This window comes from Lacibacter sp. H407, assembly GCF_037892605.1.
Taxonomy (GTDB): Bacteria; Bacteroidota; Bacteroidia; order Chitinophagales; family Chitinophagaceae; genus Lacibacter.
On the sequence record NZ_JBBKTU010000001.1, the window covers coordinates 3,159,110 to 3,173,292 of the forward strand.

Annotated in this window: 13 protein-coding genes; 3 read left to right on the top strand and 10 right to left on the bottom strand. The window is 41.4% G+C overall.

The genetic code is table 11. From position 1 onward, the window contains the following. Positions 1-94: 94 nt before the first annotated feature. The 6 genes from WG989_RS13705 to pfkA form a co-directional block, all read right to left on the bottom strand. Positions 95-655: a 2'-5' RNA ligase family protein gene (locus WG989_RS13705; RefSeq protein WP_340430145.1), complete on the bottom strand. Its 561-nt coding sequence runs from the start codon at positions 653-655 to the stop codon at positions 95-97. A 128-nt stretch (positions 656-783) separates the two neighbouring features. After that, positions 784-1,980, bottom strand: coding sequence for an NRAMP family divalent metal transporter (locus tag WG989_RS13710; RefSeq protein ID WP_340430147.1), 1,197 nt, complete (start codon positions 1,978-1,980; stop codon positions 784-786). Beyond that, on the bottom strand, positions 1,961-2,698 hold the full coding sequence (locus WG989_RS13715; RefSeq protein WP_340430149.1) for a 5-oxoprolinase subunit PxpA: 738 nt from the start codon (positions 2,696-2,698) through the stop codon (positions 1,961-1,963). Before WG989_RS13715 ends, WG989_RS13710 begins: the two co-directional genes overlap by 20 nt. Beyond that, entirely contained in the window at positions 2,688-4,442 is a 1,755-nt protein-coding gene (gene pxpB / locus WG989_RS13720) for a 5-oxoprolinase subunit PxpB (RefSeq protein WP_340430150.1), read from the bottom strand. Before pxpB ends, WG989_RS13715 begins: the two co-directional genes overlap by 11 nt. A 79-nt stretch (positions 4,443-4,521) precedes the next feature. Further along, the gene (pyk, locus tag WG989_RS13725) at positions 4,522-6,015 is read right to left on the bottom strand and encodes a pyruvate kinase (RefSeq protein ID WP_340430152.1); all 1,494 of its coding nucleotides are present in this window, start codon (positions 6,013-6,015) and stop codon (positions 4,522-4,524) included. Between the two features lie 89 nt (positions 6,016-6,104). Beyond that, positions 6,105-7,088: a 6-phosphofructokinase gene (gene pfkA / locus WG989_RS13730; RefSeq protein WP_340430154.1), complete on the bottom strand. Its 984-nt coding sequence runs from the start codon at positions 7,086-7,088 to the stop codon at positions 6,105-6,107. 205 nt (positions 7,089-7,293) lie between these two features. Between pfkA and WG989_RS13735 the strand changes: the two genes are divergently transcribed. Together WG989_RS13735 and WG989_RS13740 are read left to right on the top strand one after the other, a co-directional pair. Then, the gene (locus WG989_RS13735; protein WP_340430155.1) at positions 7,294-8,268 is read left to right on the top strand and encodes an SDR family oxidoreductase; all 975 of its coding nucleotides are present in this window, start codon (positions 7,294-7,296) and stop codon (positions 8,266-8,268) included. 55 nt (positions 8,269-8,323) lie between these two features. Further along, positions 8,324-9,112, top strand: a complete 789-nt coding sequence (locus WG989_RS13740) for a CHAD domain-containing protein (RefSeq protein ID WP_340430157.1) — start codon at positions 8,324-8,326, stop codon at positions 9,110-9,112. Positions 9,113-9,139: 27 nt separating this feature from the next. On the opposite strand, the gene ctlX is transcribed toward WG989_RS13740, so the two are convergent. Next, on the bottom strand, positions 9,140-10,054 hold the full coding sequence (gene ctlX, locus WG989_RS13745) for a citrulline utilization hydrolase CtlX (protein WP_340430158.1): 915 nt from the start codon (positions 10,052-10,054) through the stop codon (positions 9,140-9,142). A 103-nt stretch (positions 10,055-10,157) separates the two neighbouring features. Next, a complete protein-coding gene (locus WG989_RS13750) occupies positions 10,158-11,672 on the bottom strand; it encodes an arginine deiminase family protein (RefSeq protein WP_340430159.1) in 1,515 nt (504 codons plus the stop codon). Between the two features lie 345 nt (positions 11,673-12,017). Between WG989_RS13750 and WG989_RS13755 the strand changes: the two genes are divergently transcribed. Further along, positions 12,018-12,599 (top strand): hypothetical protein, encoded by a 582-nt coding sequence (locus WG989_RS13755; protein WP_340430160.1) that lies wholly within the window; start codon positions 12,018-12,020, stop codon positions 12,597-12,599. Positions 12,600-12,651: 52 nt separating this feature from the next. Here the strand turns inward: WG989_RS13755 and WG989_RS13760 are convergent, their stop codons facing one another. Both WG989_RS13760 and WG989_RS13765 read right to left on the bottom strand, forming a co-directional pair. After that, positions 12,652-13,260 (bottom strand): pseudouridine synthase, encoded by a 609-nt coding sequence (locus tag WG989_RS13760; RefSeq protein ID WP_340430161.1) that lies wholly within the window; start codon positions 13,258-13,260, stop codon positions 12,652-12,654. Positions 13,261-13,301: 41 nt separating this feature from the next. Next, positions 13,302-14,015: a spheroidene monooxygenase gene (locus tag WG989_RS13765; RefSeq protein WP_340430162.1), complete on the bottom strand. Its 714-nt coding sequence runs from the start codon at positions 14,013-14,015 to the stop codon at positions 13,302-13,304. Between the last annotated feature and the right edge of the window lie 168 nt (positions 14,016-14,183).

Below are 14,183 nucleotides of genomic sequence, written 5' to 3' on the forward strand. Positions count from 1 at the left end.
GGTGCCACCGCTCACGGATTCTGTTCAATCGGTTGCACGCATAGTTACAAGGTAGTTGCTGGCTTTATCCAGCGCTTGTTGAAGGAATAGTGGCTCACCGGGAACAGAAAGATTGTTCACTGATTACATTCCATTTTCCCGGGCTCAATTTAAGTAACGAAACAGCGGTTGCTTCAAAATCTTCATCAAACGACAGGCGTTTGAAATGATCCCAGGCTTTGATAAAGTCGCCCGGTTTGATATCACGGTTGGCAATGGTTACATGCGGATGAAACGCACGGTCGTCGGGTTTGATGATGCCATGAAACGGTTGAATGAAATGATCTTCCACAGCTTTACGCAAACTCCCCAGTTGATGGTTCTCGTTTACCGCAACAAACAGTACACGGTTACTGAAATGCGAAAATCCTTTCAGCTGAATTTGAAATGCAGGAATGGTTGTTTGAAACTGAGTAAGCGTTTCAAACAGTAGCTCTTCAGAATTCGTTTCCATCCAGAACGGAGGAATGAGTGTAATGTGCGCTGCAGATTTTAGTGCTACTGTACATCCAAACCGATCACGCATCCATAATTTATATGCCTGCACTTTTTCATCAATGGATGCCGGACAAAGTACAGCGAGGAAATACATGCTATGTGTTGCAGAATTGTTCATCTGTTTAAATATGAATGTGGCCACAAAGGCGCAAGGACTCAAAGAGCTACAACAAAAACAGTTATAGTTCTGATTTACGTCGGGCGGGAGCGAGGCACTTCGTGCCTTTGTGTCTTAGTGGCAAACAATTAGAAGAGCTTCGGAATTTCATTCACAAATGTAACAATGCTCATCCACAGCATAACGGCTACAACAATCCATCCGCTCCACAACAACCATGCAGGATGTTGGTAATGCTTCAGCTTTCGTTTCATCATCACCCATAACATTAGCCCCAACGAAAAGGGAAGAATAAAACCATTGAGAGTTCCTACGATCACCATAATAAAAACAGGCTTCTGCCATAGTAGTACAATACTGGTTGAGATCAAAATAAAAATGATCGTGGTAATGCGTGGTTGCCTGTTGAATACAGGATGTAATGTTTTTAAAAAAGTAATAGATGTAAATGCTGAACCAACGAGTGAGGTAATGGCGGCACTCCATAAAACAATTCCAAATAATTTATAGCCAATTGTACCTGCCGCCGATTGAAAAGCAGATGCCGTGGGATTAGAAGGGTTCAATTGAACTCCTTTGTACAGCACACCGTAAATTGCAAGGAATAAAAGCACACGCATGAATGCAGTAATAACTATACCGCTCACTGCACTCCGTTTTACTTCTTTCATACTTACAGTAGTTGATCGGTCCTCCAGTATGCGATGAATGCCGGCAAACGTAATATAACCACCTACAGTGCCCCCAACCAATGTTACAATGGATGTTAAGTTAATTATCGAAGGAACAACCGTTCGGTATGCTACTTCAGCAAGTGGAGGTTGCGCAGAAAATACCACATAGAGCATTAAGCCAAGCATTACAATTCCAAGCAGTTTCACAAACAGGTCCATTGCTTTCGCTGTATCTTTTGAGAGGAAAAGAACGACCCCTATTCCTGCGCTGATCAAACTTCCTGTTTTTAAACTGATAGGAAAGAGAATCGTTAGTCCAAGCCCTGCACCCGACACATTGCCAATATTAAATGCTAACCCACCAAGGCAAATTAAAATAGTCAACGCATGACCACTTCCTGGAATCACTTCATTGGCCAATTCCGATCCTCGTTTATTATTAGCCGTGAGTATTTGCCAGATGTTCAGCTGTGCAATAATATCAATGATCACCGAAACAAGAATCACAAAGCCCATGCTCGCCATGAGCTGTTGTGTAAACACCGTAGTTTGCGTAAGAAAACCCGGGCCGATAGCAGAGGTTGCCATAAGAAAAGCAGCACCTGCACCTTTGCCGCCCAATAGTTTCCAGTTAGTTTGCTTTGATGTCAATGCGGGCTTGTTGTAAGGCTGATGAAATGGTTGTTGCAAAAGCGACGGCATTTTTTCCATCGCCATGTATACAGATCGTATCTGCTTTTACAGGAACGATCTTTCCTGTTACACTCGTAAGAGTTTGTTCATTGATCATTTGTAAAATTTGCTGTACTGCTTGTTGTTCATTCTCAACAAATGCATTGGCTTGGGAGCGGGGTGTTAAGCTGCCATCATCCTGATACGTGCGATCAGCAAACACTTCGTGCACTGTTTTTAACTGCAATGCATTTGCTTCCGTTAATGAAATGCTGCCGCTCAAGCCAAACAAGAATAAACCAGCATCAAATTCGTAAACCGCTTTTGCAATGGCAGCAGCGATCGATTTATCTTTTGCTGATTGATTGTACAATGCCCCATGTGGTTTTACATGGTGCAGTTTGCCGCCAAGCTCATTGGTGATTCCGGAAATGATATTGAGCTGTTCTGTAACAATCGCATAGATTTCATTTGTGGAGCGTTGCATTTCTGTGCGACCAAAATTTTCGAGATCGGGCCAGGAAGGATGAGCGCCAACTGAAACGCCGTGCTTCATGCAAAGTTCGATCGTTCGTTTCATGGTTTCAACATTGCCTGCATGAAAACCACAGGCAATATTTGCACTGCTGATGAGCGGAATGATCTGCTCATCAGTTGCTAATCCTTCACCTAAATCACAATTCAAATCAACCTGCATATAATTGTTCCAGCGTTTGTTTGATGTTTGATAATTGCGCAGCCTGTTTCAAATATAATTCTTCTGCCAGTTGCAGATCGATCAATTGAAAATGAATCTGATCACCCGGTTTTTTTTGTGACAGCATCGAACGGTCAGCAGCACATACCTGTGCAACACGTGGATAGCCGCCAACTGTTTGTGCATCGGCCATTAAAATGATCAACTCACCGGAAGGAGTTAATTGCATTGTTCCTTGTGTAACAGGAGAAGAAATGATCTCACATGCTTGTTCGGTTTTGAATGCTTCTTTTTTTAACCGATATCCCATGCGGCTGCTTTGCGGACTGATACTGAATGTGCCTCCCGACAAAATTGCTTTTGATGCATCATCCATATAATTCCATTCAGCACCTTTAATGATACGAATATTGCTCGTGGCGTAGTCAGGCGCTGTAATATTTAATGAAACAACAGCGCCTGCTTTCAGCACCGTCATTAATGTTTTCTGTAAAGGAGATAAGTTTATTCTTAGTTTTAATTCATCGCTCTTTTGCAATGGCCTCCCTTGATAGCCTCCAGCTTTTACCAACAAATCAGTTGCAGAACTATCCAAGAACTCATCAGCCTCAAAACCTCCAGCCACGGCCATGTATAACCGAAAACCATGGATGGGTTGTTTGCATTCGATCATACTTCCTTTTGAAATGAAAACCGGTTGATTGAGTTGAATGATGGTATGTTCTGTTTGTGGTTGTAAACCGGAACCTGTAAAAGCAATGACTGCATCCTGTAAAAAACGAAAACGGTGCGGCGATTGTGTGATTTCCAATACAGCTTCTTTTGGATCGTTTCCAATCAATGTATTTGCAAGTTGGGCTGTATATTCATCCATTGCTCCGCTTTTGCTTACGCCAAACTGCAAGTAGCGAGTGCGTCCTGTATTTTGCAGCGTAGTTAAGAAACCACATTGTTCAATATGGATAATCTGTTTTTTCTTGTCAGATATTCTCTTCGGATGATTGATGCTGTTTGTTAAATTCCGTCCCATGAGGTCGTCTGACGAATCATACTTTTCAAATTCATTTATAGTGATAGCTTTGAATTTTACTTCGTCACCTGCTTTTAATAAAAACGGATTATCTTTTTGCAGATCAAAAATATTGATAGGAGTTCTGCCAATAATATTCCATCCGCCGGGTGTTGCAAACGGATAGATGCCGGTTTGATTTCCTGCAATAGCAACAGAACCGGGTGGAACCTGCAATCGTGGTTGTGTTTTTCGTTGTGTGGTCAAACGTTCATCCACTGTTCCCATATACGGAAAGCCGGGTGTAAAGCCGATCATAAATACATGATAGGATTTACCTTGATGCAGTTGAATAATTTCTTCAATGGAAAGTTGTAGCGATGCGGAAAGTTCCTGCAAGTCGATCCCGAAACTTTCTTCGTAACAAACGGGGATCGTAATCACTGATCGTTCAACAACTGAATCAATTGCAACGCTTTCGTTCTGTAAGATGTTTTTCAATTGCTTGATGACTGTTGCTGCAATTGTTTCTTCTGATTTTGCGATCTGCAGCGGATCATAATAAACAGCCAGTGAATTATACGCCGGTACTGTTTCAATAAAACCAACAAATGGATATTGCTCAATCAATTGCTTTGCCTGCATCAAACGCTCATGAATACTGCTTTCTATGGTTGATCCAAAAGAAAGCAGTACCGACGATTCGTTGACGGGTATGTATGTAACATCCTGCATGAACAATGAAAGTACAAAATCAGTAAACACAAACGCCCCGTAAAACGGGGCGCTGAATTGTATTTGTATAAAACGATGATTATTCGACTACGGTCAGTTTGATGAGGTTGGTTGGCAAATGCAGATGAACCGGTGTACTTCCTGTGTTCACAACAATTTCACCTGTTTGTACAAAACCACGCTCTTTTAAAATATTAATCTGATCAGCAATGATATCATCCACGCTGATCTCTTCTGAATAATAAAATGCTCGAACGCCCCAGCTTAAACTCAACTGATTTACAAGTTTCCGTTCTTTTGTAAAAATGAACAACGGTGCTTTTGGACGGAAGCTGCTCAACATAAAACCGGTGTAGCCGCTCAGCGTCATACCGATCAATGCACTTGCATTTACATCTTTTGCAATTTCGCAGGCGTTGTAACAGATCGCATCACTTAAGAACGAAGGTGAGTGGGGTTGTGGTTTCAGATCTTCTTCACGATCGTAACGATAGTAAGAACTTCCTTCCACTTCTTCAATGATCTTCACCATTGTCTCCACTACCAGCGATGGATGATTACCTGTTGCTGTTTCACCACTTAACATCACGGCATCAGCACCTTCCAATACGGCATTGGCTACGTCGGTAATTTCACTCCGGTTTGGCTTTACACGGTCGATCATACTCTCCATCATCTGTGTTGCCACAATAACGGGCTTGGCACGATGGATACATTTCTTGATAATATCTTTCTGGATCAATGGTACTTGTTCAACCGGAAGTTCAACACCCAGATCGCCACGTGCGATCATAATACCATCGCTTTCGATAATGATATCACGGATGTTGGCAACAGCTTCAGGCTTTTCAATTTTTGCAATGATCTTGCTTTTGCTTTTGCGTTCATCCAGTTTGTTACGCAGAATAATAATGTCTTTTACGTTTCGTACAAACGAAAGCGCCACCCAATCCAGTTCCTGATCGATGATAAATTCAAGATCAGCCAGATCTTTATCAGTCAATGCAGGTAAAGAAATTTTTGTATCGGGTAAATTGATCCCTTTTTTTGAAGAAAGTTTTCCGCCCAATGTAACCTGCACCTGCACATCTTTTTCACGAGTGATGCCAATTACTTTTACTTCCAGTTTTCCATCGTCGATCAAAATGATATTGCCTGGCTTTACATCTTTATGCAAATCGGGATACGATACATAAATGCGTTCTTTGGTGCCGATCAATTTTTCATTGGTGAATGTCAATACATCACCTTCTGAAACTTCAATACCACCCCCTTCCATTTCACCTACACGGAGTTTTGGACCTTGCAGATCGCCAAGAATGGCAATGTTGTACGGTTCATTCTTATTGATGTTGCGGATATGCTCAATGATCTGTGCTTTGTCTTCGTGTGCACCATGTGAAAAGTTCAAGCGAAACACATTTACACCGGCCCTTACCAGTTCTAAAAGCTTATCGTATGTATCGCATGCAGGTCCAACAGTAGCCACGATCTTTGTTCGATGGCCCATGTGTCGTTTTCCTGCTTCCTTATCCATTTCGGTGTGCAAATATTTTGAAACTGACTTCGACATAGTCTGAAAGTTTGTTTGGTTTAGTGTAATCGTTATGTGTGCGGCGCAATCGCCTGTTCAATTGTAAACTAAAAACGCTGAGGTGTTTCTTAACTGGCCAGGATCTTCACGATCTTCATCCACTCATCGCTGATGCGTTGTTTTGCCTTCACAGCTTTATCCAACGGTGTAAAATGAAGTTTGTTATTCATGATACCGATCATGGTATTGTGTTTGCCCTCGATCAATGCATCAACAGCGGCATAACCCAAACGGCTTGCGATCAAACGATCCAGACAAGTAGGAGAGCCTCCACGTTGAATATGTCCGAGAATACAAACACGTGTATCAAGATGTGGTAAACGTTTTTTGATGATAGTGGCTACTTCATTGGCACCACCTGTTTCATCACCTTCAGCTACCACGATCATGTTCACTAATTTTTTACGGCGCTCTTTTTCTTCCAGCGAATCAACTACCAACTCAAGATCGGTTTTTGTTTCGGGAATTAAAATATGTTCTGCACCGGTGGCAATACCACTGTGCAAGGCAATATAACCTGCATCACGGCCCATCACTTCAATAATAAACAGGCGGTCATGTGCATCGGCTGTATCACGAATTTTATCAATAGCTTCAACTGCTGTGTTTACAGCCGTATCAAAACCAATTGTAAAATCGCTGCCGGCAATATCTTTATCAATTGTGCCGGGCAAACCAATACAAGGGATATCGTGCTCGTTAGAAAATTTTTGTGCACCACGGAAGCTGCCATCGCCACCAATGATCACCAAACCATCAATGCCATGTTTCTTTAAATTGTCGAATGCTTTTTTGCGACCGGCAGGTTCAAAGAAATCTTTGCTGCGTGCAGTTTTGAGGATGGTTCCACCCCGTTGAATAATATTGGCTACGCTGCGGCTGTGCATTGGAACAATGTCATCATCGATCATTCCCTGATATCCACGCATAATACCAAACACTTCCATATTGTGATAAAGACCTGTGCGTACAACAGCTCTGATGGCTGCATTCATTCCCGGCGCATCTCCGCCCGAGGTTAAAACGCCGATCTTCGTTACTTTTTTACTCATTATTAATCAATTAGTCATTCAGGTGTCAGGAAAGCCTTCTTCGTTTTCGCATGGTACTGAATTTCAAGAAGTGCCAAAAATAAGGAAATGCCATGATAACGATTGTTCGCTGATGGTTTTCAAACGTTTGCAGCGCAATCAATTAACAACAAAACGCCTTTTGCGGTTAGCGGATGCCTTTTCTCGAGTGATTCAATTCGATTTGATGAGGCTTTCAGTCAGAATCGGTTGTATTGCATTGATTTTTAATAACAGGTTTCAATTCATTTCTTATATTCAGTTTATGAAAGTGTTTGTAACCGGAGCAAACGGATTGTTGGGTCAGCACCTCATTCGCCAGTTAGTGGATGAGGGTAAGTTTGTGATCCATGCTACGGGTAAAGGCCCCAGCCGTTTATCGTATGGCGAAAAGAATGGGGTTACTTATCATCAGTTAGATATTACCGATTTTAAACGATCCCAGGCACTTGTGGAGAAAATTTCTCCACATATTCTTATTCATGCCGCCGCTGTTACACAACCCAACGATTGTGCAGCCGATAAAACTACTTGCTGGAAAACAAATGTGGGGGCTACAAGAACCTTGTTGAAGGCCGCACAAAAAGCAAAATCTTATTTCATTTACATCAGCAGCGATTTTGTTTTTGATGGGAATGATGGTCCGTACGATGAATCGGCAACTCCCAATCCCATTAATGATTACGGCGAAAGCAAATTACTGGCCGAAGAAATGGTGGAGATGAGTGGTTTGCATTGGGCTATTGTAAGAACAGTATTGTTGTATGGCGGAAAAATTCCGGGCGGACGACCCAATTTTATACAATGGGTAAAAGATAAACTCACGGCAGGTGAAACCATTCAGGTAGTAGATGATCAATTTCGCACACCAACTTATGTAGAAGATTTAGCGAAAGGAATTTTGTTGGTGTTGATGAAGCATGCAAAAGGTGTGTTTCATATTTCAGGGCGGGAGATGTGCACGCCCTATCAATTAGCAACTACTGTTGCCAATCTTTTACAACTCGATGAAAGTTTGATTGAAAAAGTAACAGCGGCATCTTTTGCAGAACCGGCGAAACGACCACCGAAGACGGGTTTTATTATCACAAAGGCGGTAAAAGAGTTAGGTTATGTGCCCGTTAAATTAGAAGATGGGTTGAAGCGTGTGTTCGGACTTTAGCGGAACTTTGCAGAATAGATGAATTGAACGGTCGAAAAACGAACAGGTCATGAGTGTGGTAAGAGAATATAGTGAAAAGCAAATTAGTTCTGCTCTCCATCTGCTGGAACAATACAACACTGCCTCAAATGAAGAAGTGTTACACCAGTTAAGAGTGAGCCTTAAAAAAATAAAAGCTGTTCTTGATCACCTACGCACTCTCCATCCCAAGAAAATAAAGTCAACTCGTAAAAAACTTCAACTTGTTTTTCATGCAGCTGGTTCTTTGCGTGAAGCGCAACTTCGTTTGAAATGGCTTGCTGAGAAAAAACTCCTGCTGTTAATTCGGCACTCATCTTTTGATCAGAAAATAAAGGAGGAAGAGGAATTATTTGTTACTAACAAACACGGCCACCTTAAAAAACTAAAATCTGTCAGTGAAGAAATTGATAAGTACTTAAAAAAAGTTGAGGAAGAGGATTTGCTCCGGTATGCGTTAGAGCTGAAAGCAAAACTTCAAGAGCAATTGCCAATTGTTTTAAAGGACAATTGGCATGCGTTGCGCAAGTTGATCAAACAATTACTATATGCTTATCATTGGCTTACTGAACAGGATAAATTAAAAGTGCTGACAGTTACAGCTTATAAAAGGCTGGACATGTTGCAGGAGAATATTGGTATTTGGCATGATGTGGTTGATTTACAGCAATGGCTAACGGATGGACAATTCTTTCTCAGTAAAGAGAAATCTGTAAAGCAACAATTCAATAAGGCATTTGCCTTGGTGCAGAAGGATATTGAAGTGAAAGAAAAAGTAGTGATGAAGCAGTTGCAAGCAATTAAAAAGCCGGCCAACCAAAAATGATTGACCGGCTTCTGTATAAATTTTCAATTACTTTTTTAACGGGAGAAAAACTTCTGCCATCATACATCTTGCACTTCCGCCGCCGTTTGTTTCAATGGTAGTAAGATCGGAATGAATGATGGGGTTATAGCCTTCCAATTCCTTCACTTGCGCAGGAGTCAATGCATTGTAGGCCTGGCTGCTCATCACTAAATAACGCTGACCGGTTTTGTTTTCAACCTGCAACATGTTCCCTGCAAATTGATTCATCTGTTTGTAAGAAATTTCGACGATCTTTTTGCCGCTATCGGTAATTGTATCAAAAACATTGTCACGCTCTGCTTCATCACGAATACTGTCTAAACAGATCACTACGTATTGATCGGCCACACACATCATTACATTGGTGTGATAGATTTCGCCTCCCTTTTCATCAACGCTGTAAAAACTGCAGGGCGTGTAATTCATCTTGCTGCACCATTCTTCAAATACAGTTTTATCAGTGCGTGGCGAAAGACAGGCGTACGCAATTTTCTTTTCCCTGTCTAACACCATACTGCCGGTACCTTCTAAAAAATGATCATCGTTTTCTTTTGAAGTAAAGTCGATCTGCTGCTTCACGTCAAACTTTGCAGCAATGGTATCGAGTACATGTTGTTTACGTTCGGCTCTTCTGTTTGTTGCATACATGGGGTAGAGCACAATACTGCCATCATGGTGAAAACTGATCCAGTTATTGGGGAAGATGCTATCGGGTGTATGTGGTTGCGGCGTGTCTTGCACAACTGTAACATCCACACCAGCTGCAGTTAGTTTTTGTACAAAGCCATCAAACTCAGCTTCGGCTTTTTGCTGTGCATTTTCATTGCTGCCTTCTTGCTGAAACGCATTGTTTACTGCTGTTTCAGCATTGAAATCAAAAGCAACGGGTTTGATCATTAATAAATGCGATGTTGTTTGCATTTTGGTTCATTGTTAATGGTTCATAGTTCGTAGTAATACGGTTACGGGTTATGAGTTGAATGTTATGAGTGGGGTCCTTAACTCATAACCCGTAACGCTTAACTTATAACTTGTCTCGTAGTAAAGGCATACTCATACAATGGCTGCCGCCCCTTGCTCTTGAAAGTTCAGCACTTGGCAGTAAGATCAATGTGTTCTCGATTTTTTCAGGATCTACACCATTTTCGAATTGCTGAAACGCTTCGGTGGTGGTGAGTACATTGAACCCCGCTTCTTTAAAAGCATCTGCTGTTTTATCGTTACGATCATAACCAATCACAACACCTTCTTTAACGGCAACTACATTACAGCTGTCGGTCCATTGTTCTCGCTCATCGTGTGGAAACAGGTTGCCGCCGCTGTAAATAATTTTTACATCTTCCGGGTTGGCGCCGAAATCCTCCACACTTATTTGTCTTAATAATGATTCAATACCGGGAAGCCGTTTGTGAATACTGTAATCTTTTGTTTTAATGTACGGCTCGTTCGTTGGTTTCTGGAATTGCAGAATTTCTACCTGTTCCATTTCCAATTGACGTGGATTATGTGACAGCTTGTTTACATAACTATGTCTGCTGATATGTTCAGCCCGTAAAATGCGTTCTGAAAAACGACCATACAACACCCAAACATTTCGTTTCACCTGTGTAAAGATGGTATCGATATGCATTTGTGCACGGTTCTTTGGAATTTTCACAACCGATACTTTTTCAATACCCAGTTCAGGTTTGCTGAATAATGTGTGAACCATTTCATTTACTGCACTGCTGCTGGTACGTATACTGCAGCCGATCACAAAATGTTTGGGATGGATCATCATGACATCACCACCTTCAATGGTAATGATGCGGTGTTTACGTTCTTCTTCTTCATACAAAAAGAAGTCGCTTTCTTCAATGATCTCCATTACTTTTTGCGGCTCATCTTTAAAGAAATAATAGAGCGATAAAAATTTAGTGAGCAACGATTCTCTTCTGCGTGCAACAGTAGCCATGCGACTCAGCAGAATGTGATCTTTCACCATAATGCCGATATCACGGGTAAAGATGAAGTTGGGAATAGGAGGGAAGATGTATTGATCTTCCTGTGTGCCCATTGCTTCGGCAGGTAAAATGCCTGTAATGAAAATTTTTGCAAGCAGTGGAGCATCATTAATATTTTCCAATACCTGCTGAATGGCGTAACTCGATTCTTCGTAAGAGCATATTGCTGATATTAACCGGAGCTTTACTTTTTCATCTTTGATAATTTCAGCCAGCAATTGTTGTGTGTCAAGTACTTTGTCGCTGTTGAAATATTCATCTTTGCCGGGAATATAACACCACGACTTTTTTTCTTCGTCGGCAGTTTGCTGGTATTGGTTGATGTAGTTTACTTTTTCCTTGTCGAGAAAATACAATAAGAGTTTTACATAATGATTGTATTCTTTCTGCATTTTGTTGAGGTGTACAATATCATCGTAGAGGTTATCGGCAAACGTACCCGGGATAATCTTGCCAATGCCACCATCAGGACTATGAATAACTAATTTCCGCAATCGTCCTAATTCGTTTTCAACGTAATAATTATGTTGAGCCATAAAAGAAATATTTAAATGATAAGTGTTTCGTTCTTGAATATAGTGAAAACAGGGAGTTCTTCAGCCAGTAACGTGTCATCGGTCATTAAATAAAAATTAATACGAATGCTTACGCACAGTTATACTGAAAACAAGTTGGAACAAGTGAATTAGTAATCGGGCAAACTGCCTTCACCTGCAGCGATCAGGTTGAGGAAATATGGCAGCAGGTTATTTGTAGTGATATGTTTCTGTAAAAACATACTGCAAGATAAGGAAATAAGACCTAAGGGCAAAAGAGAGCCGTTCATTAACTGTTCATTTGAAAATTGTATAGTAATTTGAATTTAATCAATGTGATGAAATATGCCTATCAAGCTCCTGTTTCTCTTGGTTGTATTTTTTTTAGGCTTTTTTGCAGCGAAATCTCAAGATTCTGCGATAAGTTTCTTGCAGGTTTCAAAAGAAGACGATTTGATTATCGTTGGAAAGATTATTTCTAATTCATCGATGTCTCAAACAGGTATGTTTCTGCCTCAAACAATGGAGGTTGAGGTAATTGAGGTATTAAAAGGGATGGCAGGAGTAAGTAGGGTTGTGATTAAAGGGGCTGATACTACTAGTTCAAACAAACTTGCCTTTTTAGGTCCGTATCAGGTTGGTAAAACTTACGTCTTTTCTTTAAAAGATTTAGGCCTTTTAAGCCATGGCTGCCATTCATTGGAGTTAGCAAATGGCAAGGTTTACGGTAATATTTCGAATGAACCTGACAAGCAATATGTAAAAAAGTTGGAGAAGCTTTTTGATTCTTTCGTGGAAGCAGAAAAGGGTAGGCAAAAGAATCAAAAAAGATATGAAGAAGCTAGATCTAAATTACATGCACATTATGAACTATTAAGTCAAACAATCACGTACGAGGATTTTAAAACTATGATTCTTGAAAAGTAAATTAGTCTGAGAGTTAATTAGCAGGCATATGATCAGTTGTTGTATAACTGAATCACCCCGCATAATCAATCCCGATCAACTCAAAAAACTCCTTCTCATTTATTTCTTTAACGGCTCCGGGTTTCAGGTCACCGAGTTTTAAATTACCAATCGAAATACGGATCAAACGCAGGCAACGACGGTGAATGGCTAAACACATTTTTCGTACCTGGTGAAATTTACCTTCCGTCAACGTCATCAGCATCCAGGTATGTGGATATTGCTGCCGCACATCATCCATGTGCACATAATGATCTTTTACATTTTCAACAATTTCAATGGACGTAGGAACAGCTACATAATCTTCACCGGTTGTAACAGGAATGGAAACACCTGTTCTTAATTGTTCAAGCAATTCAGGTGTAACAATATTTTTTACCATGATGAGGTAACTACGTTCATGTTTTTTCTTGGGATCAAATAGCAGGCGTGTCACTTTTTTATTGGTCGTTAAGAGCAACAGACCTTCTGAATGATTATCTAAACGGCCAATGGCATGTGTGCCTTCCGGAAATTCAAAATCAAGATCGCCCAGCAACCGCACATCATGCGAACTGACGAACTGCGAAACCATGTCGTATGGTTTGTTGATGATGAAATAACGGTGAGAAGTTGCTGACATATAATTGGCTGCAAGATTACAGCTTTTGAGCGAGTGGGTGCCTAGCTAAGCGGTGCAACGTCTTCAATCGTTCCCCAGCTCTTCAATACTTTAAACCGCACAAACATATCCTCACTATACCAGTTTTCTTTTCTTGTTTTCTGGATTACATCGGTGTGGCGTGGCATTTTGTAGGCAAACTGTTTCATCTGTTCTTTGCTGTCCCAAATGGAGAAGGTGGCTTGTCGTAACCACGGCGATTCGCCAATACCCACCGAAAACCGGAAGCCATCAGCTTTTCGCATATCATTCGACACAGCTTCCACATGTTCCCAAAAACGGGAGCGTTTGCTTGGGCGGATGGTGGCCCGGGTAAGCACGGCGATCCGGCCTTCGTAATCCGATTTGGCGGGTAATGCACCAAACGCCTGCTTTCCATCCCAGCTTCCATGTGCTTCGATGGGTTGGAGCAACACCGTCCAGGTTTCGCAGCCAAAGAACTTCCACCAGCCACGGATAAAACTGCCGTAGGCTTTTTGCTGTAATGTTGGCTGATCGTTGGTACTGAGTAATGATTCGTCATTCGTCACCACTAATAATCCCCATTGCTGCCAGTCGGGCGTTTTGCTGAAGGTGCCGCCTTTGCCGCACCCCAATGTTTTTGAAAAGTGAATATTCTTTCGGAAAAGCAGGGGTAACCGATGAATGGCCATCGCCAGCAGAGCGAAATAGATAAAGCGTTTTTTATAGCGAATGATGGTTAAAACTGCATACATATGTTCAATAACCGTTGTGCTGCAAAATAGTTCTTTCTGGTTTGGGTTGAAATTGCAGCGTGGTTTTGGTGGAAAGTGTACCTGCTGCAGAAAGCGATACAGTACAAGCGAGCGTGGCAACGAAGATGCCATAAAATCCTGCAGCTCACACCCAAAAAATGCTCCAAT